Origin of the sequence: Streptococcus sp. 3874 (genome assembly GCF_013276425.1) — a bacterium.
Taxonomy (GTDB): Bacteria; Bacillota; Bacilli; order Lactobacillales; family Streptococcaceae; genus Streptococcus; species Streptococcus pseudopneumoniae.
The window spans coordinates 1-23105 of the sequence record NZ_VMLA01000046.1; the positions used below are offsets into that span (position 1 = coordinate 1).

At 38.2% G+C, this 23105-nt stretch carries 39 protein-coding genes and 3 pseudogenes; 33 read left to right on the plus strand and 9 right to left on the minus strand.

The window, feature by feature from the left end; genetic code table 11:
- The first annotated feature begins 120 nt into the window (after positions 1-120).
- Positions 121-726, plus strand: a complete 606-nt coding sequence (sodA, locus tag HT703_RS05040) for a superoxide dismutase SodA (protein ID WP_000974733.1) — start codon at positions 121-123, stop codon at positions 724-726.
- Positions 727-910: 184 nt separating this feature from the next.
- Here the strand turns inward: sodA and HT703_RS05045 are convergent, their stop codons facing one another.
- The 3 genes from HT703_RS05045 to HT703_RS05055 form a co-directional block, all read right to left on the minus strand.
- Positions 911-2077: a site-specific integrase gene (locus tag HT703_RS05045; RefSeq protein ID WP_138701471.1), complete on the minus strand. Its 1167-nt coding sequence runs from the start codon at positions 2075-2077 to the stop codon at positions 911-913.
- A 274-nt stretch (positions 2078-2351) separates the two neighbouring features.
- Entirely contained in the window at positions 2352-3020 is a 669-nt protein-coding gene (locus HT703_RS05050) for a Fic family protein (RefSeq protein ID WP_172929956.1), read from the minus strand.
- A 138-nt stretch (positions 3021-3158) separates the two neighbouring features.
- The gene (locus tag HT703_RS05055; protein WP_054388187.1) at positions 3159-3899 is read right to left on the minus strand and encodes a S24 family peptidase; all 741 of its coding nucleotides are present in this window, start codon (positions 3897-3899) and stop codon (positions 3159-3161) included.
- 181 nt (positions 3900-4080) lie between these two features.
- On the opposite strand from HT703_RS05055, the gene HT703_RS05060 reads away from it, so the two are divergent.
- The 26 genes and pseudogenes from HT703_RS05060 to HT703_RS05185 all read left to right on the plus strand — a co-directional run bounded on the left by HT703_RS05060 (position 4081) and on the right by HT703_RS05185 (position 17099).
- A complete protein-coding gene (locus tag HT703_RS05060) occupies positions 4081-4302 on the plus strand; it encodes a helix-turn-helix transcriptional regulator (RefSeq protein WP_001863444.1) in 222 nt (73 codons plus the stop codon).
- A gap of 126 nt (positions 4303-4428) precedes the next feature.
- Positions 4429-4737, plus strand: a complete 309-nt coding sequence (locus HT703_RS05065) for a hypothetical protein (protein ID WP_138701311.1) — start codon at positions 4429-4431, stop codon at positions 4735-4737.
- A 113-nt stretch (positions 4738-4850) separates the two neighbouring features.
- Complete coding sequence (locus tag HT703_RS05070) at positions 4851-5279, plus strand: hypothetical protein (RefSeq protein ID WP_054393017.1); 429 nt, start codon at positions 4851-4853, stop codon at positions 5277-5279.
- Between the two features lie 3 nt (positions 5280-5282).
- Positions 5283-5429 (plus strand): hypothetical protein, encoded by a 147-nt coding sequence (locus HT703_RS05075; RefSeq protein ID WP_000438875.1) that lies wholly within the window; start codon positions 5283-5285, stop codon positions 5427-5429.
- Complete coding sequence (locus tag HT703_RS05080; protein WP_166727420.1) at positions 5416-5565, plus strand: hypothetical protein; 150 nt, start codon at positions 5416-5418, stop codon at positions 5563-5565. Before HT703_RS05075 ends, HT703_RS05080 begins: the two co-directional genes overlap by 14 nt.
- A gap of 150 nt (positions 5566-5715) precedes the next feature.
- Positions 5716-5982, plus strand: coding sequence for a hypothetical protein (locus HT703_RS05085; RefSeq protein ID WP_172921881.1), 267 nt, complete (start codon positions 5716-5718; stop codon positions 5980-5982).
- A pseudogene (locus HT703_RS05090) lies at positions 5975-6191 on the plus strand (hypothetical protein). The gene HT703_RS05085 and the pseudogene HT703_RS05090 overlap by 8 nt, the downstream one beginning before the upstream one ends.
- The gene (locus HT703_RS05095; protein ID WP_172922901.1) at positions 6188-6484 is read left to right on the plus strand and encodes a hypothetical protein; all 297 of its coding nucleotides are present in this window, start codon (positions 6188-6190) and stop codon (positions 6482-6484) included. Before HT703_RS05090 ends, HT703_RS05095 begins: the two are co-directional and overlap by 4 nt.
- Positions 6462-6803: a DNA-binding protein gene (locus tag HT703_RS05100; protein ID WP_172922902.1), complete on the plus strand. Its 342-nt coding sequence runs from the start codon at positions 6462-6464 to the stop codon at positions 6801-6803. Before HT703_RS05095 ends, HT703_RS05100 begins: the two co-directional genes overlap by 23 nt.
- Complete coding sequence (locus HT703_RS05105; protein ID WP_054388145.1) at positions 6796-7068, plus strand: hypothetical protein; 273 nt, start codon at positions 6796-6798, stop codon at positions 7066-7068. Before HT703_RS05100 ends, HT703_RS05105 begins: the two co-directional genes overlap by 8 nt.
- Complete coding sequence (locus tag HT703_RS05110; RefSeq protein ID WP_172922903.1) at positions 7065-7580, plus strand: hypothetical protein; 516 nt, start codon at positions 7065-7067, stop codon at positions 7578-7580. The genes HT703_RS05105 and HT703_RS05110 overlap by 4 nt, the downstream gene beginning before the upstream one ends.
- Positions 7573-9027 (plus strand): virulence-associated E family protein, encoded by a 1455-nt coding sequence (locus HT703_RS05115; RefSeq protein ID WP_172922904.1) that lies wholly within the window; start codon positions 7573-7575, stop codon positions 9025-9027. Before HT703_RS05110 ends, HT703_RS05115 begins: the two co-directional genes overlap by 8 nt.
- A gap of 405 nt (positions 9028-9432) precedes the next feature.
- Positions 9433-9663: pseudogene (locus HT703_RS05120) on the plus strand (hypothetical protein); the annotation flags it as partial.
- 40 nt (positions 9664-9703) lie between these two features.
- Entirely contained in the window at positions 9704-9862 is a 159-nt protein-coding gene (locus HT703_RS05125; protein WP_172922906.1) for a DUF2292 domain-containing protein, read from the plus strand.
- Positions 9863-9885: 23 nt separating this feature from the next.
- On the plus strand, positions 9886-10545 hold the full coding sequence (locus HT703_RS05130) for a hypothetical protein (protein WP_138705622.1): 660 nt from the start codon (positions 9886-9888) through the stop codon (positions 10543-10545).
- Positions 10545-10784: a hypothetical protein gene (locus HT703_RS05135; RefSeq protein WP_023935898.1), complete on the plus strand. Its 240-nt coding sequence runs from the start codon at positions 10545-10547 to the stop codon at positions 10782-10784. The genes HT703_RS05130 and HT703_RS05135 overlap by 1 nt, the downstream gene beginning before the upstream one ends.
- A gap of 63 nt (positions 10785-10847) precedes the next feature.
- Positions 10848-11114, plus strand: a complete 267-nt coding sequence (locus HT703_RS05140) for a hypothetical protein (protein ID WP_172922512.1) — start codon at positions 10848-10850, stop codon at positions 11112-11114.
- Positions 11115-11164: 50 nt separating this feature from the next.
- A complete protein-coding gene (locus HT703_RS05145) occupies positions 11165-11506 on the plus strand; it encodes a hypothetical protein (protein ID WP_000035041.1) in 342 nt (113 codons plus the stop codon).
- The gene (locus HT703_RS05150) at positions 11493-11741 is read left to right on the plus strand and encodes a hypothetical protein (protein ID WP_023935894.1); all 249 of its coding nucleotides are present in this window, start codon (positions 11493-11495) and stop codon (positions 11739-11741) included. The genes HT703_RS05145 and HT703_RS05150 overlap by 14 nt, the downstream gene beginning before the upstream one ends.
- A gap of 138 nt (positions 11742-11879) precedes the next feature.
- Positions 11880-12272, plus strand: coding sequence for a transcriptional regulator (locus HT703_RS05155; protein WP_172922898.1), 393 nt, complete (start codon positions 11880-11882; stop codon positions 12270-12272).
- A 202-nt stretch (positions 12273-12474) separates the two neighbouring features.
- On the plus strand, positions 12475-12660 hold the full coding sequence (locus tag HT703_RS05160; protein ID WP_023935892.1) for a type II toxin-antitoxin system HicA family toxin: 186 nt from the start codon (positions 12475-12477) through the stop codon (positions 12658-12660).
- Positions 12661-12707: 47 nt separating this feature from the next.
- Complete coding sequence (locus HT703_RS05165; RefSeq protein ID WP_023935891.1) at positions 12708-13112, plus strand: type II toxin-antitoxin system HicB family antitoxin; 405 nt, start codon at positions 12708-12710, stop codon at positions 13110-13112.
- A 325-nt stretch (positions 13113-13437) separates the two neighbouring features.
- Entirely contained in the window at positions 13438-13968 is a 531-nt protein-coding gene (locus tag HT703_RS05170; protein WP_054392995.1) for a YutD family protein, read from the plus strand.
- Positions 13969-13988: 20 nt separating this feature from the next.
- A complete protein-coding gene (gene rlmN, locus HT703_RS05175) occupies positions 13989-15074 on the plus strand; it encodes a 23S rRNA (adenine(2503)-C(2))-methyltransferase RlmN (protein ID WP_054392994.1) in 1086 nt (361 codons plus the stop codon).
- Positions 15074-15556, plus strand: a complete 483-nt coding sequence (locus HT703_RS05180; protein ID WP_000976714.1) for a VanZ family protein — start codon at positions 15074-15076, stop codon at positions 15554-15556. Before rlmN ends, HT703_RS05180 begins: the two co-directional genes overlap by 1 nt.
- A 1-nt stretch (position 15557) precedes the next feature.
- Positions 15558-17099: an ABC-F family ATP-binding cassette domain-containing protein gene (locus HT703_RS05185; RefSeq protein ID WP_172929957.1), complete on the plus strand. Its 1542-nt coding sequence runs from the start codon at positions 15558-15560 to the stop codon at positions 17097-17099.
- A gap of 55 nt (positions 17100-17154) precedes the next feature.
- On the opposite strand, the gene HT703_RS05190 is transcribed toward HT703_RS05185, so the two are convergent.
- The 5 genes from HT703_RS05190 to HT703_RS11680 all read right to left on the minus strand — a co-directional run bounded on the left by HT703_RS05190 (position 17155) and on the right by HT703_RS11680 (position 19948).
- Positions 17155-17958 carry a peptidylprolyl isomerase gene (locus HT703_RS05190; RefSeq protein WP_138703664.1) on the minus strand — a complete coding sequence of 268 codons (804 nt, stop codon included), beginning with the start codon at positions 17956-17958 and terminating at the stop codon, positions 17155-17157.
- A gap of 92 nt (positions 17959-18050) precedes the next feature.
- A complete protein-coding gene (locus HT703_RS05195; protein WP_172929955.1) occupies positions 18051-18227 on the minus strand; it encodes a hypothetical protein in 177 nt (58 codons plus the stop codon).
- A 327-nt stretch (positions 18228-18554) separates the two neighbouring features.
- A complete protein-coding gene (locus tag HT703_RS05200) occupies positions 18555-18779 on the minus strand; it encodes a helix-turn-helix transcriptional regulator (RefSeq protein WP_001041099.1) in 225 nt (74 codons plus the stop codon).
- A gap of 2 nt (positions 18780-18781) precedes the next feature.
- Positions 18782-19360, minus strand: coding sequence for a DUF3796 domain-containing protein (locus HT703_RS05205; protein ID WP_119941871.1), 579 nt, complete (start codon positions 19358-19360; stop codon positions 18782-18784).
- Positions 19361-19774: 414 nt separating this feature from the next.
- Complete coding sequence (locus HT703_RS11680; RefSeq protein ID WP_078374329.1) at positions 19775-19948, minus strand: FanG protein; 174 nt, start codon at positions 19946-19948, stop codon at positions 19775-19777.
- Between the two features lie 28 nt (positions 19949-19976).
- Between HT703_RS11680 and HT703_RS05210 the strand changes: the two genes are divergently transcribed.
- The 4 genes and pseudogenes from HT703_RS05210 (at position 19977) to HT703_RS11685 (ending at position 22077) form a co-directional block, all read left to right on the plus strand.
- A complete protein-coding gene (locus tag HT703_RS05210; RefSeq protein ID WP_000615748.1) occupies positions 19977-20591 on the plus strand; it encodes a CadD family cadmium resistance transporter in 615 nt (204 codons plus the stop codon).
- Between the two features lie 11 nt (positions 20592-20602).
- Positions 20603-20941: a Cd(II)/Zn(II)-sensing metalloregulatory transcriptional regulator CadX gene (gene cadX / locus HT703_RS05215; protein WP_000711082.1), complete on the plus strand. Its 339-nt coding sequence runs from the start codon at positions 20603-20605 to the stop codon at positions 20939-20941.
- 43 nt (positions 20942-20984) lie between these two features.
- Positions 20985-21392: pseudogene (locus tag HT703_RS05220) on the plus strand (helix-turn-helix transcriptional regulator); the annotation flags it as partial.
- Positions 21393-21858: 466 nt separating this feature from the next.
- On the plus strand, positions 21859-22077 hold the full coding sequence (locus HT703_RS11685) for a hypothetical protein (protein WP_023938302.1): 219 nt from the start codon (positions 21859-21861) through the stop codon (positions 22075-22077).
- Positions 22078-22159: 82 nt separating this feature from the next.
- Here HT703_RS11685 and HT703_RS05230 read toward each other — a convergent pair whose 3' ends face one another.
- On the minus strand, positions 22160-22369 hold the full coding sequence (locus tag HT703_RS05230; protein WP_000953861.1) for a hypothetical protein: 210 nt from the start codon (positions 22367-22369) through the stop codon (positions 22160-22162).
- 169 nt (positions 22370-22538) lie between these two features.
- Between HT703_RS05230 and rpsP the strand changes: the two genes are divergently transcribed.
- Together rpsP and kphA are read left to right on the plus strand one after the other, a co-directional pair.
- Positions 22539-22811: a 30S ribosomal protein S16 gene (gene rpsP, locus HT703_RS05235; protein WP_000268760.1), complete on the plus strand. Its 273-nt coding sequence runs from the start codon at positions 22539-22541 to the stop codon at positions 22809-22811.
- Positions 22812-22830: 19 nt separating this feature from the next.
- Positions 22831-23070, plus strand: coding sequence for an RNA-binding protein KphA (kphA, locus tag HT703_RS05240; protein ID WP_000379620.1), 240 nt, complete (start codon positions 22831-22833; stop codon positions 23068-23070).
- Positions 23071-23105: the final 35 nt, after the last annotated feature.

Below are 23105 nucleotides of genomic sequence, written 5' to 3' on the forward strand. Positions count from 1 at the left end.
ATTTTCGAAGAGTATTATTAGAAAGTATTTCAGTGATTTCTTCATCTATAAGCAAAAAACTTGAAAAAAGTGAATGTTTGCGTTATCATTTTCATATAGAAAGAAAAAGAGGTATTACAGATGGCTATTATCTTACCAGATCTTCCATATGCATACGACGCTTTGGAACCATACATCGATGCGGAAACAATGCACTTGCACCATGACAAACACCATCAAACTTATGTCAACAATGCCAATGCAGCTCTTGAAAAACACCCTGAAATCGGTGAAGATCTTGAAGCCTTGCTTGCTGATGTAGAATCTATCCCAGCTGATATCCGTCAAGCGCTTATCAACAATGGTGGCGGACACTTGAACCACGCTCTTTTCTGGGAATTGATGACTCCTGAGAAAACAGCTCCTTCAGCAGAACTTGCAGCAGCAATCGATGCAACATTTGGTTCATTTGAAGAATTCCAAGCAGCCTTCACTGCAGCAGCAACAACTCGTTTTGGTTCTGGCTGGGCATGGTTGGTTGTCAACAAAGAAGGTAAACTTGAAGTGACTTCAACAGCAAACCAAGACACACCAATCTCAGAAGGTAAAAAACCAATCTTGGGCTTGGACGTTTGGGAACATGCTTACTACGTGAAATACCGCAACGTGCGTCCTGACTACATCAAAGCTTTCTTCTCAGTAATCAACTGGAACAAAGTAGATGAATTGTACGCAGCTGCTAAATAATGATAGTTGGAGGGAAGAATTGTTCTTCTCTTTTTAAGGTTATATTATTTTGGTCTGACAAAATCGTCAGACTTTTTTCATTTTTATGAGAAACGTGCTAAATTTCAAATAGGGCGTGCAAAGCCTTTGATATAGCTACTTTTCACAATTGAGCTAATGGATTTTTAAACTTTTTGTGGACTTTTTAGGAACTTTTTAATTTTTCAATGGCTTTTTCATAAAATGAAGTAGCGTTTTTCTTGTTGTCTTTGGACAAGTGGCTATAAGTATCCATGGTTATTGAAATTTGAGAATGACCAAGCCTTGTTTGTATTTCTTTGTAAGGCAGTCCAGCATTGAGCAAGATACTAGCGTGAGTATGGCGGAAGGCGTGGAATGTTAAACGAGGGCAGTCAGAAAGTTTTAAATGTTTCTCAAGTCTATGCCTAAGCGTCCTAGCGTCTCTATATTCGTCAAAGGAATTAGAAAATACTTTTTCATAAGTCAAGCCTATTTCTCTACCAACTTGCGCTTGTCTATTTTTGTAAAGCCGCAGCATGAGTACCGTCTTATTATCCAAGTCAATCATTCTAACGCTTGATTTTGTTTTAGGGGTAGTGACTTCTTTTTCACAGTTTAGAGTCTTATTTACGTCTAGTGTACCGTTTTGTAAGTCAATATCAGACCATTTGAGGGCTAAACACTCACGAATACGCAAACCAGTCGCTAAAAGCGTCTTATATAGCACCGTATCGTAGAAATTTTTGTAAGTGTTTGGCAGCTGCTCCAGGTAAGTCAAGAATTTTTTTAAGTTATCATCATCCAGATATTTCAGTTTTTGCCCTTCTTTTTCCTTACGACGTGGCACGATAATATCACGGGCTGGGTTGAAGGGGATAACTTGCAAGGATACGGCATATTTAAGTATTCGTTTATTTAGCGAGTTAAGTTGCGGATACTCTTGGTAACCTTTGCCTAGTTGATTGTACTCTTTTGCCCATTGATTAACTTGCTTTTGAATAACTGGGGGTGTTAGCTTATCTAGTTTGTAGTCTCCAAAGGCTGGAAGTAGATAGTTTTTTAGTCTACTCTTGATTATTGTAAGGGTTGCCTTTTTGACCGTATGGCAGTATGTTTCCAGCCAATTCTCCACCAGTTCGGCATAGGTATTGATTTGAACCGCTTTAAATACTGTAGAGCCGTTTTTTTCAAAGTCTATTTGAGCCTGTAGCGCTTTGTTTCTAAGTTCTCTCTTGGTTCGCCCTGATATAGTCGTCTTGACTTTCTTACCTGTTACGGTATCGATGCCAAGGTAGACGCTAGAGCGATAGACTATTGAGCCGTCTTTTTTAGTATATTCTGTTATTTTCATGGTTTTACTCCTTTTTCCATCAGCAGGCAAGCAAATTAGAAAAGGTTTTGAAGTTTTACCATGCGAGGAGCTACGAGAATGCCCCTATTTTCGATTTTAATTAGTCAGACGGTAAATAATACCAGAGTAGTAAACAAGGCGGATATGGGGCTTATATTTGTTTTTCTGAATAATATGGTATAATAGTCATGTAACCGCCTGAATCTTTCCCGTTATTTCAGTTCAGGCGATATTAGACAAGTCAGCAGCAGCTAGCTTGTCTTTTTTTGTTGTTTTAAAACTGTTTTTTTCGTATTCTTTCGTAGTCCAGTGACTTTTTGAAGAGGTCAGCTAGTCCAGTTACGTCTTGATTTGCGAGGAGTTCCATATAATGCGCCCTTGAGTCTTTTGGGATGATGATAGGAGCGTTTAGATACTTCATAGCCAAGTACATAAGTATCAGGCGACCGGTACGACCGTTACCATCGCTAAATGGGTGAATCCGTTCAATCTGGATATGGGTGTCTGCTAAAATCTTTAATACTTCTTTTTCATTCTGAGCATGCTCCAAACGATAAGCAGTATTATCCGCCCATTGTGTCATCAAGTAGGGCGTTTCTGCTGGGCTAGCCGTTTGAAATTCCGCCCCGATAATGGCATTTTGAACTTGCTTAAATTGTCCGCGATCATGTTGCAGCCTATCCACTAATAAGGCGTGAAAATCTCGAACCAGCCCCACAGTAAGGGCTTGATGGTTTGCCAATGAGTCCAAGAGATAAGAAAAGGCTTGTTTATGGTTTTCAATCTCATAAAACTCACGAATACTTTTGCCGTTGCGTGGCAAGGTGCTTTCTAAGATAATGCTGACGGTTTCGGGTAGAGAGATAGTATTCCCTTCGATACCGCTAGAATGGTAGGCCATGCGTACCAGTATATCGTCCAGATAGTTTTGTGAGTAGGTCATAATTCTCCTTTCTATTTGTCAATTTTGCCCATTTTTGCGCTTTAGTCTGTGAAATCGGCTTTCTATTCTTCATTTTCCTCCGTTTTTGCACAATGGACCCATGGGATGGGGTTGCTATTGGCGAATATGGGGGAGTTTTTATTTCTCTCTATATATACTCACGACTTCGCCGATGGTGCGTATATCGTTGTCTTCGTCTAGTTGAATATCAGCACATTCAGGGTTGAGACTTTCTAAATACCCTTGACGCAGTTTCTTGACGTAGTTAGCGCCGTCTACTTGGAAGATACCGATAGTGTTATAGTCAACTTGAGGTGCATTCTTGATAAATAGGTAGTCGCCATTCTTTATCTTTGGCTCCATAGAGTTGCCAACGACATAAGCGATAGCGTCATAGTCGTCTGGTATTTCATCAGTATAAAAGCATTTTTCTATGTTTAGGTTATCGTCTTGGGTTATTCCGTTTCCAGCGGTTACAACTCCGATAACAGGGAGCGTCTTGCTTTCCCTGTAGTCGTCCAGACTGATAATATTTTCTGATACTATGTTTTCGTTTTTCTGCTCCAGCAGCTGCTTTTTAAGATAAGTCAAGGCTTTTTCTTGTCTTGGTGGAGTGAGTTGGTCAGCTATGAGCGTGATTTTTTCAACTGTTGAAGTTGATGGAGAAGAGTTTTCAACACCTAGCAGGTATTCTACTGATATACCTAAAACATTAGCAAAATCTTGAGCCCTGTTTAGTGGGAATTGTCTGGTTTTATTTAAGTATCTAGACATGGCAGATTTTGCCAACCCTACTCTTCGAGCTAACTCACTAAGAGAAAGGTCTTGTTTGTCTTTTTCTAAGACGATAATATCTATAATTTCACTATTAGAGCGCATTTTACACCCCCCCTTTCTTAATTTGATTTTATTATACCACCGTTCCCAAAAAAGTACAAGAACCATGTTAAAAATATTTTTTTGTAAAAAAAATCAAGTTTTGTGTTGACAAATGGGAACGGAAGAGTTATACTTGTTTTGTTCTCTTACGGGAACGACTAAAAAAGAAAGGTGGTAGCTGATGGAATTAAACCTAAGACGAATTAAAGCGGAGCGCATTGCAAAAGGCTATACTCAAGATGTGATAGCCGAAAAAATGGGATGGAAGTCCCGAGCGCCTTACGCAAAAAGAGAAAATGGAATTGTACCATTTGGAGCTGACGAGCTTGCTGAATTTGGTAAAATTCTGGGCTATGGCGTAAATGAATTGGGAATTTTTTTTAATAAAAACGTTCCCGAATAAGAACGGAAGGAGCGACACAATCGCAATACTATATTACATTTACAAGTTTCTCATGTGGTGCTTTACCACTGGGGATTGACCTTCTCGGAAGAAATATCCGACCTAGAACATAAAGGAGAAAACAACATGAACAATAAACAAGTATATCAAGCACAAACAACTGACCACGGTATCGCTAGAGCATTAGGCGAAGAAATTCGTATGATCACAGACGTTGAAGAAACAACTTACAATGGACACGGTGAAATCATTGTTGAGTACACCAACGACGTAGCATTGACAAAACTATTTGACCGTATTAAATCACTTTACGAAAAAGGCGAAAGCTACGAAACAAAACCACTCTTACATTTTAAAGTATTGGAAGATGATGTTGAACCAACCCCAAATGGAGTTTTTCCTGCTAAAGAGGTTGCGGATTTTTTAGGAGTTTAAGACAACAAAAAAAGTCACTTGCTGAACGTTTGGCGACTGAAGCAAGCGACTGGATGAATGGTATAGATATTTTTTCTATACCTTGATTATAGCATAGAAAGACAAGGTAAACAATGGGAAAGAAACATCAAATAGTAAAATTTAAAGATATAGCTGAAAAATTGCCAGAATTAGAGGGTAAAAACCTAGAAGAAATCGCTGGAGTATTAGGCTATCGCAACTTGGAGAGTTGCAGGGTTAACCTTTACAATCTGAGACAAAACAAGCGTCTAGGATTTGAAGTAGAAAAAGGGGTGTACTCCAAGTTTGAACTCTTGGACGGTACGGTAAAAGAGGAATTGGAAGACAAAGAACTGTCTGAACGTGGTCATTTTTTACAGTCGCTAGACTACTACAAAGTAGCAAAAAACGCCTTTGAAATAGCAGAAGATAAAACAGTAAAAGCAGAAACACGACAAAAAGCAGAGCGTGACATATTGGACGCAATGAAGCATATCCCTAAAAAGCACCGCGCTATAATTTACGACATGATGGAGGGCTAACAGATGGAACAATACACAAAAAGAGCAAGCGCCTTGATTATAACTTTTAATCGTGGGGTTATATCTCAAGATGAATTTATCGAAGAATTTACAAAACTAAGAGAAAAGGTAGTAAAAGCAGTAAGTGAGGCAAAGAATGACAAATTATGATAGAGCCAAGCGATTTTACAGCCGTGCAACTTACGCCCTAAGCGATTTTCTCCATGGGCGGATAGATGAACAAGAATTTAGAAAACAATGGCAACGGCTAGCAGATAAAGCCGTAAACGAAATGAATAAAAACTAAGAAAACCGAAGAGCAGGCAAGCAAATTAGAAAAGGTTTTGAAAAGCATAGAGCGCCAACTCTTTAAACTGGTACTTTCTCACGCTTTCAACTTGGCGAGTCTAAGCGTGAGGATATCCTGGATAGTAAAAGACAAAAAAAGGAAACAAACATGACAAAAGAAGAAATTAAAAATATTTTAGATGAACTAGATGATTTAACCTTAGGACTTAACACCGCTCAAAATGCTTTAGAGGCTACTTCTCATTTTTTTAGTAAAAACATGAGCAACCAAGAGAAGACCCTACTTTTAGCCTTGGAATATAACACGCAAAGCGCCATTTTTTACCTTGCTTATGATTGTCTTATCAAGACAAAGGAAAATCTAGTTAATACTATCGGAATGTACCGCAAAGAATTGGAGGAAAAACATGAATGAGTTAGATATAAGCAACACACAGGCTGCTGTCTTAATCGTGGTATTGATTGGCTTACTACTTTATCTAAACCACCGAGACCGTAAAAAAAAGCGCCCAAATAGAGCGAGAAAACCAACAGACGATAGAAACACCTAGCGAGGATTTAAATCCTGATTATGGGCGATATATCCAGCTTGCAGGGGTAAGAGTTTACGGAGGGATGAAATGAGTTACATAGTGAAGATATACCTTGATAGTGAAAAAATACCAGATGAACCTTATTTTACAAAAGATATTTTTCTAGCTACGTGTATGGACAATGCAACAAAGTTAGCTGTAACTAGGGGCTTGTTGACAAAACAAGCGTTGGATTTAGAAACTAAGACAGCTATCTTGAAAACCCTTGATACAATCATAGAGACTCAAAAAGCTATTTTGCAAGGGGTAGCGAGCGGACAAATAACCTTTGTAAATAAAAGCAAAGGAGGGGAGAGATTGGATGGGCCTATCAGAGAACGATAAACGAGTATTAAGACTAATCAAGGTAGGGGCTGAGAACTCCACCACAGGGACAGACATCAGCCGACTGACTAAGCTATCAGAAAGGGCGGTACAAGATACTATTAAGCGTTTAATAGTCAAGCATAACATCCCGATTGTAGGGGCTAGAAATGGAATTTATAGAGGTTATTTCATACCTAGAAACAAAGGCGAGTTACTAGATGGCGCTAAGGCTTTTTACAACCAAGTACAGGAGGAGAGCAAGCGCCTAGCGGTGTTGATGAACAGCGACCTAGAAAGCTACAAAGAAACCTTGAAGGAGGTGGGCAGATATGTTTAGCCTAAGCCGAGAAAGTGAGCATGATTTGACGCATGGCATTCTGGAGGTAGTGGAAAGATACCTGGAAGCACATGAGAAAGCACCGCAGAGACTGACTAAGTTGATAAATAGAATTGAACTCAAAGAGGAATTGAAAATTAGTGACAACACGCTAAATAAGTGGGAAAGTCAGGGGTTAAGACGCTATCAACCGCCAGACGATGGTTCAAGAATGATTTACTATTTAGTGACCGACATCTGGAAGTTTCTGGGGGTGGATGAATGAGAGTGCTTGAGTTAATTCTATCCGCTGAAAAATTACCTTTGTTTGGCTTTCTCAAGTCTAGCCCAACCCAAGTTTGGAAGAATGGCAATCACTATAAATTTATCTATTTTGAGCCAATAGGCGAGGGTTTGACGGCTTTTCACTACAAAGGCTTGTATGTGGTAGTTAAAGACGAAAGCGAGGAAGTAGAGGGCTGGGAATTGGCCAGAGATTTAGAGATAGGTTTGGCTAGTCCTGACTTGCTGACGATCCTGAAAGATTTAGAGGTAAACAAATTGACAGAGCAACGGCAGGGTCTTGGAGTGGAGTTAAAGGGTTGGATTTTTGACCTGATTTGTAACGGGATTTATACCAGGTATGAGACTTCGCTTTTTGTCCGCTTGCTATTTGTTAATGGCTACAGTTTTAGCCAGTTAGTGGACTTGTTTTCTGCAATCGTTAAACGCAAAGACCTAGCAAGCTATTTCCTAGAAGTAGCAAGGATATTTTATAAGGAGGTGGCTTTTGAATAGCAATGACATTGTAAATAAAATCATTGAAGAAGATCAGCAACAAGCACCGCCTGAAGTGGTGGACCTGACCCAAGCAAGGGAGACCGATGAGGAACACAATAGCCTGAACTTGGCAAAAAGAGCAAGAGGTGACGGCTTTGCAGTCAACTTGGACAATCTCAAGAAGATTTTGAACGGAGATAGCAAGCTAAAAGGGGCGATACAGTACAACGTCTTCACTTATGAAATCGACGTGACTAGACCAATGAAGCTAAACGGTAGAATCCTGAGCGGTGCAATCGATGACCTGATTATCAGAGAGATTAGGGCTTATATTGCTACCAAGTACAAGCTTGACTATAAAAAGCCTGACATAGCGGATATTTTGGAAGTGGTGGCTGGAGAACACAGCTATAACCCCTTAAAAGACTATCTGGAATCTTGCGAAAGTGAGTATAAAGAGTTAGTGAATCAGCGCGATCCCTTTGATATTTTAAGGCATTATCTCAATATCAAGGATGATGAATATAACCGTATTATCATGGATTTGTTTTTCCGTGGAGCGGTTGCCAAGGTGTTTGACCCTACCATCAAGTTTGACTTTGTGCTGGACTTGACTGGACGGCAGGGAGTAGGAAAAACCCAATTTTTTGAGGGGCTTTTCACTCACAAGTATTTTACCACCATTGAGACCTTCACAGACAAAGATGACAAGGCTAGAATGGTCAGAAACTGGTGTGTATTTGATGATGAGATGGTGGCCAGTAAAAAGGCTAGTTTTTCAGAATTGAAGAAATTCATCACAGAAACCAAGCTAGAGTTTAGACCGCCTTACGCCTCCAGTGATAGGCGACTGCCTAAGAGTTTTATTATCGTGAGGGCAACTAATGACCATGATTATTTAAACGACCTGACAGGAGAAAGGCGCTTTTTGGTTGCGGAAGTCCACAAGGACACCGCCTATAAGGGCAGGAAGTGGACGGAAAAAGACCGTAGAGCCTTTTGGGGTGCTATGGTGGTGGCTTGGAGAGCTAACCAAGTGTTGAACCTGACAGACGAGCAAGAAAAGCTAGTAAATGAGGTTAGAAGCCGTTACAAGTTTGTAGATGAAACCCTTGAGGATTTGGAGCGCTATTTAGGCACTCCTTACCCAAAAAGAATGTATCAGTTCCCCCCGACAGATAGAACAAGATATTATTACATTTACGACATGATAAATCATGGCTATCATATGGGCGCAAACGGTGTAGAAATTACCTTAGATATTGAAAAGTATGGGGAACTAGTGGAACGTGACAAGATGGCTATTAATTTATTTTTCACAGAGGTATATCCGGATAAGATACCGAACGTAAAGGATAAAAACAAGATTAAAAAAATCATGCAAAGTAAAGAGGATTGGGAAGCAAGGGAGTCCTTGCGATTTGGCAAAAGTATCAAACGCGGATTTGCTAAAATAAAAAAATAAAGTGTAGACAGTGTAGCCAAAAGATAAAAAAACGGCTACGCTGAAAACCCTTGATACTGTAAGGGTTTCAAAGAGGTGTAGACAAGACGAAAAAAAACGGCTACACCCCTAAACCCTTGATATTACTGAATTTTTAATATAAATGTAGCCAAAATATATATTTTATAAAAGTATATATAATTAAATACCTAATACGTTATTTATATATTTTTTTGAGATGAAACGGCTACACGGCTACACAAGGCGAAAACCCTTGGGGCTGTAAGGCGGAATGCGTAGCCGCTAGATATTCAAAAATGGCTACACTTTGCCCAAAACCTAAAATAAAATGGGGTAGATAGTACCGACCTCCTTGCAATGGTGTAACTACTAGTGACACCCTTAAAACAGAAAGAGGAAAACAACATGACATTAAAAACATTTTCGGATAAAGCCAAAACATTTACTTTCACTTACGAATTTAAAGACCTAGATACTGCTACGGTAGCAGGTCACGCGCTACTGGGATATATGACTGGGACTTATGAAGTACCATCTATTTCAATAACTCACAAGGATAAAGGGACGCTAGTAGCTGAGTACGTGGAGGATAAGAAACTAAACTATATCTTTAAACGTATTTGTGAGAGCTTCAAAGGCTGCAAGCAAACAGAGGGGTAGCATGAAAGGCTAAAATATGGAGATACAAGAAGGCTTTATTTATTTTAGAAATTATGGTAAAATAAAACTGTTAGAGGTTCCAAGGTTTGGGAGTATCACGCTTAAAATACAAGACGGCGAGATTGTCTCCAGCGTGGAATCTAAAACAACAATATTTAAAAAGAATACTGACTGAAAAAATCAGAGGTATAGCATAAAGTGGAGCAATCTATTTTGGCTATGTCTCTTTTGTTTTTGGGAAGATTGGAGGAAAAAGAAATGCCAACATTGCAAGAAGTGAAAAACCAGATGGACAAAGTACGGACTCAATTAGAGATTTTTGATCGCTTTGATGAGGAAATCAAGAAAGCAGAAAAAGAAGTTAAGGATATCAAATCCAAGAAAGCAGATGTACAAACATTTGAAGATTTTCAAGCTATTAACGTAAAAGAAAAGTATATTGCTGATATGAAAGAGCAAAGAACAAAACTTGAGAAAGAACGGATTGACTCAATCGTAGCAGACGCTAGAAAAATTAATGCATCAGGTTATTTAGGAACTGCATTAGAGCAAGATGAAACAGTGAAGCGCCAGCGCCAAGAAATCAAGCAGAAATCTATTGAGCTTTTGGAATTGATTGCAAATTATAACGAAAATTACAAAAATACTGCTGAAAGATTGGCGGATGAGGTAAGAGAAACAGGTATCGAAGAGTTATTTGACCGCCTGAATACATCTCCAGAATATAGTGGAGTAAGTAAGCCTTACATTTATAGTGGTGTAACTGGTTATATGGGAAGCCAATACCGCTATTTAGATCCCAAAGATGATTTAGCATATTTTGTGAATCGTATTAACTATTTTGAAGGAGAACAATAATGAAAGATGAACATAAACAACTATTTCAAGAAATCGAAGAAGAGAAGAGACAAGCTGACTTACTGCAGGGGCTTGCAAAGAACGTAGAAAGTATTTCAAAATCTTACGAAGAGGAAGCTGTAACTCTTGAAGAGTTTAAAGCTATGGGCTACAAGCGTAGACATGAACTATATGAGAAGGATAAAGCCCTATATGATAAACTACTGGGCAAAGAAAGACGTGGTTTATTAGGTTTGTGATGTGGAGGGGAGCAATCCCCTTTTTTTACATAAATCAGACAGAATTACACACGAGGTAGGGGAATGGTTAGAAGTTTAAAAGCAAGACTAGAAAAGTTAGAAGAGTATGCTGGAAAGACGGAATATGCAACAACTGATGAATGTATATCTTTATATGTGGATTGTTTAAGATTTGCTTTTCAGCAAGATGAAATAAAGATAGATATGGATGATTTTATTAAAATACCATTTAAAGATATTAAGCTAGCAGACTATAAGAAATCAAAAAAACGTATGGATGAACTTAGGGAAATGACTGGGATAAGTGAGTTTCCAGAATTAGACCAATAAAGTGAGGTGACTAGTATTTGACAGAATTAAGCAGAAAAAAAGAAATATTTATGGCCAATTATCTCATGACTGGGAATGTAAAAAAAGCTAGTGAATTAAGTGAGATCACCAGAAAGACGGCTTACAATTACTTGAACGATGCAACCTTTAAGAGAATTTACCGTGAAAGACGTAGCGAACAACTCAAGGAGTCTACTACGCTGTTACAGAATGCAAGCGTTGAGGCAGTCAATGTATTAAGGGAAATCATGCTTGATAAGACAGTAAGCCCGTATGCGAGACAACAGAGCGCCCAGAGCATTCTAAACATGGCTTATAAGGCGGTTGAAATGGTTGAGGTAGTGGAGCAATTAGAAATATTAGAGGCGAAGATACTAGATGAAGGCGATTAAAAACCGTTTAAATAAGTTGAATAAGTTAGCGGTGGTTGATGAAGTTGATACCGTGTTTTTGACGCAGATTGATACTGGACATTTTGAGGTAAGATATAGGATAGGTGGAAAAAATCCCAAAGATATTATAGAAGTCTATCCGACAAAAGAAGAAGCAGAAAAAGATATTTCACGAATTAAAAATACAAAAGGATTGCGGATATTCTGGGACAATATAGGTTTTTGTGATGAATAGAGCTTATCAGTTATCAATCAGATAAGGAGAGTATCCTTGAACTCCGAGCGAACGCCGAGAAAACGCAAAAAAAGCCAGCACAGCTGACTTCTCATGTTATAGTTTCGCATAACTATTATATCACAAAGGAGTGAACTAATGGAGCTGGATAAGTTTAAAACGATGATGAACGTCAGAGAGCGGATGACATACTTTCTACGTTTCCAGAGGATGGCAGGAAGTGAAAACCAAGTTAGGATAGATGAAGAGGCTTGGAAACTTGTCTTACCTGATCAGTGGAATTTGACTAGTAAGCATGAAAAAGCAATCCGTGAGGGGTTGGAGATATTCGCCCACGACATCAACAGCATAGAGAACAAGCGAGCCAGAAAATACTTTATTATCCATTATTGTTACATGAGGAAGAAAACAATGAGTGAATGCGTAGAAATGGCAGGTACTAGCTCCACTAGTTATCACCGATACAAACAGATAGCCGTCTTAAACTTTGCGAGAATCCACCAGAACGGAGAGCTAGAAGCATATAAGTAGGCATAGGCTTCATATTCGCCCCCTATTTTGCTTTGTTTCGTACTGGAGAACTAAAACACCATGGATAAACTAGAAGCCCTTAGAAACGAATTTTGGGGCTTTTGTGAGGTTATAAAAAACAAGTGTAAAAATAAGTGTTATACATTGACAAATGTTTCAAACAAGTGTATAATATAATTAAAGATACGGAAAGGAGAAACCGATGACCGAAAGAGAACTAAAAAAACTTGCTAAGAAAAAAGGTTTTATCAAAACAGCTTTTGGTAAAGGTTCGCATGAAGTTTGGAAACATCCAGACGGAAGAACGGTAACGATACCTAAACCAAAAGAAAACGATTATAGACCTGGAACACTTGGCAAGATTTTGAAAGTATTGGAAGGGGAGTAAAAAACTCCCTCCCCTATATTGGGGCGGTCATTGGTTATTATCAAATTATGAAATACACTTACTTGGCACTATTTGAAGTGGATGAAGAAAACGGCGGTTATACAATCACATTCCCTGATTTTCAAGGAGCAATTAGCGAAGCCGATACCTTAAACGAGGCAATCTATAACGCCCGTGAGGTGCTAGAAATCTATACAATCATGTTTGAAGATGAAGGCAAAGAGTTTCCAGAGCCTTCAAGTTTTAAGGCTTTGGCTAGTGAGCTTGGCAGTGATGAGGATATTCTGCAAGCTATCTCAGTAGATACGGAACTGGTTAGAGAGCGCGAACGTTCTAGGGTTGTCAATAAAACTGTAACCCTCCCTAGTTGGTTGGTTGAAGTTGGTAAAGAAAATAAAATCAATTTCAGTCAGCTATTACAGAAAGCAATCAGGGAAGAATTACAGGTATAACGTCATAAAGTACGTACTTCATGGTATAATATACCTATCAGCAATCAGCAATAAAAAAAGCACGTTTGACCGTGCTAGTTTCTTGCCTGCTGAACTCGTCATTTATTGCCCTTTTTGAGGGCTTTTTTTGTGGACTTTTTAAGAACTTTTATGGTCTTTAAAAATAACCTAAGGACCTGCTATTTTTAAAAATTCAATAATATCAAGGTTTTAGACACTTTAATGAATCCTAAAAATTTGTCATCTCTATTTTTATGAGAAACGTGCTAACTGCTAGAAATTATGGTAGAATAAAGTATTAAGTAATCGTGGAAAAAGGATATCTATGCGAAAAGAAATTGCACCTGAATTATACAACTATAACAAGTTTCCTGGTCCTGAGTTCCATTTACATGGGGACAAGGTCGAAACGGAAGGGATAGTTTTTTCCTTGGTGGAAAATATCAAGGATGCCTTTGATGTGACGGCTTTTAATCAGCGTTTTTCTGAAGTCTTAACAAAGTTTGATTATATCGTGGGAGACTGGAGCAACGAACAGCTTCGCCTACGAGGTTTTTACAAGGATGACCGAACAGAAGAAAAACTTGAAAAAATCAGTCGTTTACAAGACTACCTTTTAGAGTATTGTAGTTATGGTTGTGCCTATTTTGTCCTAGAAAATGAAGCCCCTAAGCGAGCATCATTTGACAAGAAAATGCGTAAGAAGGAAGAAGAACCGCCTTCTAGAAAAGGAAAGAAACCGGCTCAAACAAAACGAAAACCGAATGCAGATAAGAAAAATAGACGTCGTCAGAAAGACCAGCATTCTCAGAAAGAGGACAAGGGACAACGTCATTTTGTCATTCGTCAGAAGTGAGTAGGGAATAAGGAGTAGAAATGAAACCGTCAATTTATAGTTTAACACGTCAAACCATGCAGGAATGGGTTTTGGAGCAAGGAGAAAAGAAATTCCGTGCAGATCAAATATGGGAATGGCTATACCGTAAACGTGTCCAGTCATTTGAAGAGATGACCAACCTGTCAAAAGATTTGATTGCTAAGCTTAATGACCAGTTTGTGGTCAATCCCTTGAAACAACGTATCGTTCAAGAGTCTGCTGATGGGACAGTTAAATATCTTTTTGAGTTGCCTGATGGCATGCTGATTGAGACAGTATTGATGAGACAGCACTATGGTTTGTCAGTCTGTGTGACCACTCAGGTTGGCTGTAATATCGGTTGTACCTTCTGTGCTTCTGGTTTGATTAAGAAACAACGTGACCTCAATAACGGTGAAATCGTAGCGCAAATCATGCTGGTTCAGAAATACTTTGATGAGCGTGGTCAGGACGAACGCGTCAGCCATATCGTTGTCATGGGAATTGGTGAACCATTTGATAACTACAACAATGTCTTAAATTTCGTTCGTACTATCAACGATGACAAGGGAATGGCCATCGGTGCTCGTCACATCACAGTTTCAACCTCAGGTTTGGCCCATAAAATTCGTGACTTTGCTGATGAAGGGGTTCAGGTCAATCTTGCCGTGTCTCTTCACGCACCCAACAATGAACTGCGCTCAAGTACCATGAAGATTAACCGTGCCTTTCCGATTGAAAAGCTCTTTGCAGCTATTGAGTACTACATTGAGACAACTAATCGTCGTGTGACCTTTGAGTATATCATGCTTAATGAAGTAAACGACGGCGTAGAACAAGCTTTGGAATTAGCTGAATTGCTCAAGAACATCAAGAAATTGTCTTATGTAAACTTGATTTCTTATAACCCAGTTAGTGAGCATGACCAATATAGCCGTAGTCCCAAAGAGCGCGTGTTGGCTTTCTATGATACGCTTAAGAGAAAAGGGGTCAACTGTGTGGTTCGTCAAGAGCATGGTACAGATAGTGACGCAGCTTGTGGACAATTGCGCTCTAACACAATGAAACGTGACCGCCAGAAGGCAGTCGCAGCGGTAAATCCTTAATGATGAAGAAGACTTATAATCATATTTTGGTCTGGGGAGTCATTTTCTATAGCATTTGCATTGTCTATTTTTGCTTTACTCCTCAAGAACAATCTCCCGTGGGGGTAGAAACTCCAGGTATTCAGCATCTTGGAAGCCTGGTTTTTCTTTTGACTCCTTTAAACTCCCTCTGGAATCTGGGTGAGGTGAGTGATATGGGACAATTATGCTGGATTTTTTTACAAAATATCCTTAATATGTTCTTACTTTTTCCTCTGATGTTCCAACTCCTTTATCTCCTTCCAAACTTGCGGAAAATAAAAAAGGTCCTTCTTTTTAGTTTTCTTGTGAGTCTTGGAATCGAGTGTACGCAATTAATCTTGGACTTTTTCTTTGATTTCAATCGCGTCTTTGAGATTGATGATTTGTGGACCAACACTTTGGGTGGCTATCTGGCTTGGCTCCTTTATAAACGATTATATAAAAACAAGATAAGGAATTAAAATGAGTATTTTAGAAGTTAAAAATCTGAGTCACGGTTTTGGTGACCGTGCAATTTTTGAAGATGTGTCCTTCCGTCTCCTCAAGGGAGAACATATCGGCCTGGTCGGTGCCAATGGTGAAGGAAAATCAACCTTTATGAGTATCGTGACTGGTAAAATGCTGCCAGATGAAGGAAAGGTTGAGTGGTCCAAATATGTGACGGCTGGTTACTTGGATCAACACTCTGTCCTTGCTGAAGGGCAGTCGGTACGTGATGTTCTACGTACAGCTTTTGATGAGCTGTTTAAAGCAGAAGCTCGTATCAATGACCTCTATATGGAAATGGCTGAAGATGGAGCTGATGTTGATGCTCTCATGGAAGAAGTTGGCGAACTTCAAGACCGTCTGGAGAGTCGTGATTTCTATACCTTGGATGCTAAGATTGACGAAGTGGCGCGTGCCCTTGGTGTTATGGACTTTGGCATGGATACGGATGTAACCTCTTTGTCAGGTGGGCAAAGAACCAAGGTGCTTTTGGCTAAACTCCTCCTTGAAAAGCCTGATATCTTGCTGTTGGACGAGCCAACCAACTACTTGGATGCTGAGCATATTGATTGGCTCAAGCGCCATCTCCAAAACTATGAGAATGCCTTTGTTCTCATTTCGCACGATATTCCATTCCTCAATGACGTTATTAATATTGTCTATCATGTGGAAAATCAACAGCTGACGCGTTACTCTGGTGACTACTACCAGTTCCAAGAAGTTTATGCTATGAAGAAATCTCAGCTAGAGGCAGCCTACGAACGTCAGCAGAAAGAGATTGCGGACCTCAAGGACTTCGTGGCTCGAAACAAAGCACGTGTTGCAACACGAAACATGGCTATGTCTCGTCAGAAGAAATTGGATAAGATGGATATTATCGAACTCCAAAGTGAGAAACCAAAACCATCCTTTGATTTCAAACCAGCTCGTACACCAGGGCGCTTTATCTTCCAAGCCAAGAACTTGCAAATTGGTTACGACCGTCCTCTTACTAAGCCTTTAAATCTTACCTTCGAACGCAATCAAAAGGTTGCGATTATTGGTGCTAATGGTATCGGGAAAACAACTCTCTTGAAGTCCCTATTGGGTATTATTCTACCAATCGCTGGAGAGGTTGAACGTGGAGACTACCTAGAACTTGGTTACTTTGAACAGGAAGTAGAAGGCGGTAATCGCCAAACACCACTAGAGGCTGTCTGGAATGCCTTTCCAGCTCTCAACCAAGCAGAAGTTCGTGCAGCCCTTGCTCGTTGTGGTTTGACAACCAAGCATATTGAAAGCCAAATTCAGGTCTTGTCAGGTGGGGAACAAGCCAAGGTTCGTTTCTGTCTCTTGATGAATCGTGAAAACAACGTTTTAGTGCTGGACGAGCCGACCAACCACTTGGATGTGGATGCCAAGGATGAACTCAAACGTGCTCTCAAAGAATACAAGGGATCTATCCTTATGGTCTGCCACGAACCAGACTTCTATGAAGGCTGGATGGATCAAATCTGGGATTTTAACAAGCTAACTTAAGAATGAGGATAAAAGAAATACAGTACCGAATGTGGATACTGTATTTTTTTGGTTTTTAAGATTTAAAATTGTAATCTTTCACCACTTCGATGCTATCGATTGTGATAGCAGTTGTTGGCTTGTCTTTTTCATCTTTTTCGGCTTTAGCAATCTTATCTACAACATCCATACCGTCAATCACTTGGCCAAAGACTGGGTGTTTGCCATCAAGGCTAGGATTTCCCCCTTCTTTATAGGCTTCGATGATTTTCTTGGGATACTTGCTTGTAGGGAGTTTAGCAGAGGTATCTGTAGAGTTTTGGTTGATGAAGAACTGGCTACCATTGGTGTTTGGTTGACCAGTATTAGCCATAGAAAGAGCACCACGGATGTTATAGAGATAAGGAGTAATCTCGTTTTTGAAACCAGTTCCCTTGTCTTTAGTCTTATCCTTGTCATGCCAGATGGACTGACCACCTGTACCGTCCCCTTTTGGATCTCCAGTTTGAACCATGAAGCCATCGATGACACGGTGGAAGGTAATTCCGTTATAGTAGCCTTCTTTGGCATGAGTGAGGAAGTTTTCAACCGCTAGAGGAGCGAGTTTAGGGAAGAGTTTGATACGGATATCACCTTGGCTTGTGTGGAGAATCACTTCAGCTTCATCTTCAGCAACTTCCTTAGAAAGTTGAGGGAAGTTGGCATTCTCATTTGTCAGAGCATCATTTAACTCCTTGGCAGATTGGGTAGCTGCTTTGGAGCTTTCCTCAGCGGCCAAGCTAGAATCTACATAGTCATCACCACGCAGACTGCGTTGGATGCTGCTACACCCAGCTAGGGCTACAGTGGACAGTAAAAGAAGGGTTGCTAGTTTTTTCATTCTATTCCTCTCAAAAATTCATTTCTATCATTGTACCCTAAAAGGAAGGGGATTTCAAATATTAGTGACAAGACAATTTTAGAGAAAATCAACTAAAAAATTACTTGATTAGAGATTTTTCTTTGGATGACGGTCGATAATTTCCTGGTACTGTTCCAGTATCTGCTCCCCTTTGGAGTTAATTTGTAGCCACGAATCGAAAAGTGACAAGCTAATTCTTCTTCTGAAAAATGCTCATGAAGGGCTTGGTCCAAATTTGTAGCCTTCATTTTTAGAAAGTCCAGTAACTCCCTTCTTCTTTAGGATATTCTTTTTTATGGTAGCGTATTAGATGGTCAAGTGAGTAAAAAGCAGTTTCAATGGACAGCATAACCTTTTTCTACCAGAGTTTTGAGATGCTTAGGAGCATCAATGCCATAAGAGTACTCAAAGTATTTAGGGAACCAGATCTTAAGAAAGCTCGTAAAGCATCACAATTAGTAAAGGTTAATTCGAAAGAATTACTATATTTTAAAAGAGCACATTTTCAAAGGATTTTTTCTTTTGGCTTCAATTCCTAATTAGTCAATGAACTGAATACTAGGTCTCAAAAAGAATTATGCTTCCTCTTTCTGTCTGAGTTCAAAGAGGTCTTCTACTTTCAGATTAAAAACTTGAGCAATTTTAAGAGCCATTTCCAGCGAAGGATTGTAACGGTTATTTTCCAAGTGCAGAATTGTCTCGCGTCGCATGCCGATGCGGTCGGCTAACTCCTGCTGGGTCATGCCTGTGGATTCACGAACAGATTTGAGATTAGTAATAATCTTGCTTTCTTTGGCCATGCTTATCCTCTACGTTCCAAGATAAAATAGACAACCGCAAAGATGCAAATCAAGGCAGCTATGCTAATAAATATCTGTCCCATGTAAAGAGTGAGAGACCCCATATACCCAATGATAACTGCTAGGATCATCAGTGCGCCTAGTATAAAAACAAACATCAAGCTAGCTGCCTTTGCTAAATTAGCATAAAAGCGTTCGTCCGGAGTTTCCTTGACATTTTTTAAAGAGAAAAAACCAAATAGAATCACTTCAATAACGAGGCCAATTCCCAAAATCCATTCTTTAATACCAGAACTTTCGCTTGGGGTCGCAACCCAAATTCCTACTGTATAAAAAATGCTTGCTGCAAACACAAGTATCGTGTAAAGCTTAGCAGACAAGTCAAAAATAATTTTTCTCTTACCTTTCTGACTCTTATGTAGCCAGCTCGATATAGCTACAATTTGACCTGACACTGAAATACCAGTAATAACTAACTTGGGTTCCCAACTAAGATTAGAACCAAATACAACAATAAAATCAATAAAGAGAGCTACGGCAATCATTGCAATGAGGCCACGCATTTTTTGACTTTTTTTCATGATAGACTCCTTTTTTGTGTTATAAATATATAACACTTAAATTTTATGTTATAAATATATCACATTTAAATTTAGAAAGCAAGAATTTATGTGCCAAGGTGGCAATTATTTGAAAAAATTTTTTAATAAAAGCCCTTGATAGACAAACAACTAAAGAATTCTTTGAAGTAATGCATCGGATTTGGTTTGGATAGTTTCGTTAATAATATTTGATGATAAAGAATTTTTGAAAAATCTAGATACTGTATGAATCTCTACTTTTTTTCTTAGACTGTATAAAGTCTGTCAGAATAAGCTTTGTAGGTGTAGAAGTTAATTTTTACAGAGGTTAAGTAAGGATTTCAGTACACGTCAATAGATGTCAAAATACTGATTTTAAGCGATTTTTGATTTTTGGAAACTCATTATATAGCACTACAAATCAATAAAAACTCTACCTTTTTTAGATAAATATATCATCTGGATATTGAAGTTAAGCCCTGCTATCATTTCGATGGCAGGGCTTTTTAATATTTGGTACACTAACTTCTTATCTATATTTTGGTGGATTTTAAGTTGACATCTACAAAGTTTAATGTTAGAATACATTCAAAAATATATTTGAATGAGGTGTTTTATGATTCAAAATGTTGTTACTTCAATAATCCTGTATTCTGGGACAGCCGTAGACTTACTTATTATCCTAATGTTATTTTTTGCCAAAAGAAAAAGCAGAAAAGACATCATTAACATCTATTTAGGACAATTTCTAGGCTCTGTTAGTCTAATATTGCTAAGTTTGCTTTTTGCATTTGTCTTAAATTATATTCCTAGTAAAGAGATTTTAGGTTTACTCGGTTTGATTCCAATTTTCCTAGGCCTCAAAGTTTTGCTTTTAGGAGATTCTGATGGAGAAGCTATTGCAAAAGATGGTTTGCGAAAAGACAATAAAAACCTGATTTTTCTAGTCGCTATGATTACTTTTGCAAGTTGTGGCGCTGACAATATTGGTGTCTTTGTCCCATATTTTACCACCTTAAATTTAGCGAATTTGATAGTGACTTTACTTACTTTTCTAGTCATGATTTATCTCTTGGTTTTTTCTGCCCAAAAATTGGCACAAGTCCCTTCTGTTGGAGAAACTTTGGAAAAATATAGCAGATGGTTTATTGCCGTTGTCTATTTAGGATTGGGGATGTATATTCTGATTGAAAACAACAGCTTTGACATGCTAAGGACTGTGTTCGGCTAGGAGAAAAAATTATGAAAAAAGATAGTATTTGCCAAGTGAATATTATAAATCAACAAAATGTTACAACCGCGACGAACTACCTTGAAAAGGAAAAAGTCCAAAAATCACTTCGTATTTTATCAAAGTTTACCGATAATAAACAGATAAATATCATCTTTTATCTCCTTGCTGTTGAAGAACTCTGTGTCTGTGATATAGCCTGTTTACTAAATCTCAGTATGGCATCTGCCTCCCACCATCTTCGTAAACTAGCCAATCAAAACATCTTGGACACTAGAAGAGATGGGAAAATTATATATTATTTTATAAAAGATGAGGAAATCAGAGATTTTTTTAATCAACTAGGATAACAACTATTTTTACTACTTTTCCATGATTATAGGGGGATTGTATATGAAATTTTTTGAAGAAAATTATTCACATGAACTACCTACTCGTATCAAAAATTTAAGAAAAAAACACAATATTACACAAAGCGAACTAAGCAATGCAGGTCAAGTTAGTCAAGTTGAAAAGGAAAAGCAACAAGTTACCACTTCAATATTGCTTTATTTGAATACTCAAACCGACTTAGACTATAAAGAAATTATTTTTGGAGATATTGCCAAGCTTGTTGAAAATATGTTTTACCACTGCTTCGGCTCTATTTTATTTAGAGATTTGGAAACTGTAAATAAAAGAATGAATTCTTTGTCGGATGATGACTTAATTTCTATACAATCTAGCTGTCTTAGACTTTCCAAGACATTCGCAAATTTCAATATTCAAAGAAAAAAATTTTTGATTTCTGATGAAACTGAAAAAATTATCCATAATGGCAAAAAGGTCATTAAAAAATCAAAAAAGATAAATCAATTTCAACAACAATGGACACATACGCCGAGTTAGCACCGCAAAGAAAGTTAGAATCTGTTAATCTTTATATCGATAAGATTGCTGAACTAACGCAATAACTACTCTACTATTTACTCTACCTTTTATTATGTAGCATTCTAAAAACATTGATGTACCAACGTTTCTAACAGCTAAAATAGAAATTATTTAATCTTTTACAGACCTAAACTATTCCCCTATTTAGAATCTATTAATTCATATTTTATAAATTAATTAGTAGATATCTTTTTTAAAATCCTTGATATTTCGCTGTTTTTAGTCTAATTGAAATCTATACTTTCCAAACCAGATCTTAAGAAAGCTCGTAAAGCTAGCCAGTTCTCTAAAGGTTAAGAACTAGCTACAATACAGTATTTACAACACTTTATACTCAATGAAAATCAAAGAGCAAACTAGGAAGCTAGCCGCAGGTTGTTCAAAGAACTGCTTTGAGGTTGTAGATAAGACTGACGAAGTAAGTAACCATACCTACGGCAAGACGACGTTGACGTGGTTTGAAGAGATTTTCAAAGAGTATTATGGTTCACACCATGGGGTGTTTTTTTATGATTTTAAGCAAAATTCACACTTAATTGAAAGTTATTTAAATTAGATGAAAATTTATTTTTTGAAAAAGTGGGAAAACATTGATTCTAAGCGAATTTTGAATCATATTCGAATGGGAGTTTTTAAAATCATGTTTCAGTGGTAAAAGTACCAAACTGGATTCTCCATAGTAAAATGATATCTCCTGCTAGTGAATCATCTGCTAATAAGTTCATATTTCGCTTGGGAACGGGCTTGGGACTTAGGAGCCAAGTATCCAAATCTCGTTCAGGCGATATGAAGGGTTTGACTTGGTGTTCTTTATAAAATTTTTCTAAAATAGTATTCACGGATAGCATCTTTCAAACATTTATTTCCTATTCTAACAAATTTCTAAATACTTGAAGAAATTTATAGTCTGTCAAGTTTTTTTCTTGACACATGCCAGAAATCTGCTATAATAGAACATGTGCTAAATAGCTCAGCTATTTCACCGAAATAAAAAATTAAAGAAATGAGACTTTAAAAATGGCAGTTAAAATCCGTTTGACTCGTATGGGTTCTAAGAAAAAACCTTTCTACCGTATCAACGTAGCAGATTCACGTTCACCACGTGACGGACGTTTCATCGAAACAGTTGGAACTTACAACCCACTTGTTGCTGAAAACCAAGTAACTTTGAAAGAAGACCGCGTTCTTGCATGGTTGGCTGATGGAGCTCAACCTTCAGATACAGTTCGCAACATCCTTTCAAAAGAAGGTGTATTGAAGAAATTCCACGATTCTAAATTCTCAAAATAAGTTTAAAGTAGGTTGACAGATGGATACGATTGAAAATCTCATTATTGCGATTGTGAAACCCTTGATTTCACAACCAGATGCCTTAACTATCAAGATTGAAGATACACCAGAGTTTTTGGAATATCATTTGAATCTTGATCAAAGCGATGTGGGTCGTGTAATCGGTCGTAAGGGTCGCACTATTTCTGCGATAAGAACGATTGTCTACTCTGTCCCAACTGAAGACAAAAAAGTAAGAATCGTTATTGACGAAAAATAAGAAGAGCGGGACAAATGTCCAATGTCATTAAGTTA

What these genes read in the sequence shown, in the direction of transcription:
- HT703_RS05065 (WP_138701311.1), top strand. Translation starts at nt 4,429, where the DNA reads ATGAACAATAAACAAGTATATCAAGCACAAACAACTGACCACGGTATC.
- HT703_RS05055 (WP_054388187.1), bottom strand. Translation starts at nt 3,899, where the DNA reads ATGCGCTCTAATAGTGAAATTATAGATATTATCGTCTTAGAAAAAGAC.
- HT703_RS11680 (WP_078374329.1), bottom strand. Translation starts at nt 19,948, where the DNA reads ATGTATTCTAACATTAAACTTTGTAGATGTCAACTTAAAATCCACCAA.
- HT703_RS05100 (WP_172922902.1), top strand. Translation starts at nt 6,462, where the DNA reads ATGGGCCTATCAGAGAACGATAAACGAGTATTAAGACTAATCAAGGTA.
- HT703_RS05135 (WP_023935898.1), top strand. Translation starts at nt 10,545, where the DNA reads ATGAAAGATGAACATAAACAACTATTTCAAGAAATCGAAGAAGAGAAG.
- HT703_RS05110 (WP_172922903.1), top strand. Translation starts at nt 7,065, where the DNA reads ATGAGAGTGCTTGAGTTAATTCTATCCGCTGAAAAATTACCTTTGTTT.
- HT703_RS05190 (WP_138703664.1), bottom strand. Translation starts at nt 17,958, where the DNA reads ATGAAAAAACTAGCAACCCTTCTTTTACTGTCCACTGTAGCCCTAGCT.
- HT703_RS05105 (WP_054388145.1), top strand. Translation starts at nt 6,796, where the DNA reads ATGTTTAGCCTAAGCCGAGAAAGTGAGCATGATTTGACGCATGGCATT.
- HT703_RS05170 (WP_054392995.1), top strand. Translation starts at nt 13,438, where the DNA reads ATGCGAAAAGAAATTGCACCTGAATTATACAACTATAACAAGTTTCCT.
- HT703_RS05060 (WP_001863444.1), top strand. Translation starts at nt 4,081, where the DNA reads ATGGAATTAAACCTAAGACGAATTAAAGCGGAGCGCATTGCAAAAGGC.
- HT703_RS05200 (WP_001041099.1), bottom strand. Translation starts at nt 18,779, where the DNA reads ATGGCCAAAGAAAGCAAGATTATTACTAATCTCAAATCTGTTCGTGAA.
- HT703_RS05165 (WP_023935891.1), top strand. Translation starts at nt 12,708, where the DNA reads ATGAAATACACTTACTTGGCACTATTTGAAGTGGATGAAGAAAACGGC.
- HT703_RS05075 (WP_000438875.1), top strand. Translation starts at nt 5,283, where the DNA reads ATGGAACAATACACAAAAAGAGCAAGCGCCTTGATTATAACTTTTAAT.
- rlmN (WP_054392994.1), top strand. Translation starts at nt 13,989, where the DNA reads ATGAAACCGTCAATTTATAGTTTAACACGTCAAACCATGCAGGAATGG.
- HT703_RS05125 (WP_172922906.1), top strand. Translation starts at nt 9,704, where the DNA reads ATGGAGATACAAGAAGGCTTTATTTATTTTAGAAATTATGGTAAAATA.
- HT703_RS05155 (WP_172922898.1), top strand. Translation starts at nt 11,880, where the DNA reads ATGGAGCTGGATAAGTTTAAAACGATGATGAACGTCAGAGAGCGGATG.
- HT703_RS05150 (WP_023935894.1), top strand. Translation starts at nt 11,493, where the DNA reads ATGAAGGCGATTAAAAACCGTTTAAATAAGTTGAATAAGTTAGCGGTG.
- HT703_RS05140 (WP_172922512.1), top strand. Translation starts at nt 10,848, where the DNA reads ATGGTTAGAAGTTTAAAAGCAAGACTAGAAAAGTTAGAAGAGTATGCT.
- HT703_RS05080 (WP_166727420.1), top strand. Translation starts at nt 5,416, where the DNA reads ATGACAAATTATGATAGAGCCAAGCGATTTTACAGCCGTGCAACTTAC.
- HT703_RS05195 (WP_172929955.1), bottom strand. Translation starts at nt 18,227, where the DNA reads ATGAAGGCTACAAATTTGGACCAAGCCCTTCATGAGCATTTTTCAGAA.
- HT703_RS05210 (WP_000615748.1), top strand. Translation starts at nt 19,977, where the DNA reads ATGATTCAAAATGTTGTTACTTCAATAATCCTGTATTCTGGGACAGCC.
- kphA (WP_000379620.1), top strand. Translation starts at nt 22,831, where the DNA reads ATGGATACGATTGAAAATCTCATTATTGCGATTGTGAAACCCTTGATT.
- cadX (WP_000711082.1), top strand. Translation starts at nt 20,603, where the DNA reads ATGAAAAAAGATAGTATTTGCCAAGTGAATATTATAAATCAACAAAAT.
- HT703_RS05230 (WP_000953861.1), bottom strand. Translation starts at nt 22,369, where the DNA reads ATGCTATCCGTGAATACTATTTTAGAAAAATTTTATAAAGAACACCAA.
- sodA (WP_000974733.1), top strand. Translation starts at nt 121, where the DNA reads ATGGCTATTATCTTACCAGATCTTCCATATGCATACGACGCTTTGGAA.
- HT703_RS05085 (WP_172921881.1), top strand. Translation starts at nt 5,716, where the DNA reads ATGACAAAAGAAGAAATTAAAAATATTTTAGATGAACTAGATGATTTA.
- HT703_RS11685 (WP_023938302.1), top strand. Translation starts at nt 21,859, where the DNA reads ATGAAAATCAAAGAGCAAACTAGGAAGCTAGCCGCAGGTTGTTCAAAG.
- HT703_RS05205 (WP_119941871.1), bottom strand. Translation starts at nt 19,360, where the DNA reads ATGAAAAAAAGTCAAAAAATGCGTGGCCTCATTGCAATGATTGCCGTA.
- HT703_RS05095 (WP_172922901.1), top strand. Translation starts at nt 6,188, where the DNA reads ATGAGTTACATAGTGAAGATATACCTTGATAGTGAAAAAATACCAGAT.
- HT703_RS05145 (WP_000035041.1), top strand. Translation starts at nt 11,165, where the DNA reads ATGGCCAATTATCTCATGACTGGGAATGTAAAAAAAGCTAGTGAATTA.
- HT703_RS05160 (WP_023935892.1), top strand. Translation starts at nt 12,475, where the DNA reads ATGACCGAAAGAGAACTAAAAAAACTTGCTAAGAAAAAAGGTTTTATC.
- HT703_RS05050 (WP_172929956.1), bottom strand. Translation starts at nt 3,020, where the DNA reads ATGACCTACTCACAAAACTATCTGGACGATATACTGGTACGCATGGCC.
- rpsP (WP_000268760.1), top strand. Translation starts at nt 22,539, where the DNA reads ATGGCAGTTAAAATCCGTTTGACTCGTATGGGTTCTAAGAAAAAACCT.
- HT703_RS05070 (WP_054393017.1), top strand. Translation starts at nt 4,851, where the DNA reads ATGGGAAAGAAACATCAAATAGTAAAATTTAAAGATATAGCTGAAAAA.
- HT703_RS05185 (WP_172929957.1), top strand. Translation starts at nt 15,558, where the DNA reads ATGAGTATTTTAGAAGTTAAAAATCTGAGTCACGGTTTTGGTGACCGT.
- HT703_RS05180 (WP_000976714.1), top strand. Translation starts at nt 15,074, where the DNA reads ATGATGAAGAAGACTTATAATCATATTTTGGTCTGGGGAGTCATTTTC.
- HT703_RS05045 (WP_138701471.1), bottom strand. Translation starts at nt 2,077, where the DNA reads ATGAAAATAACAGAATATACTAAAAAAGACGGCTCAATAGTCTATCGC.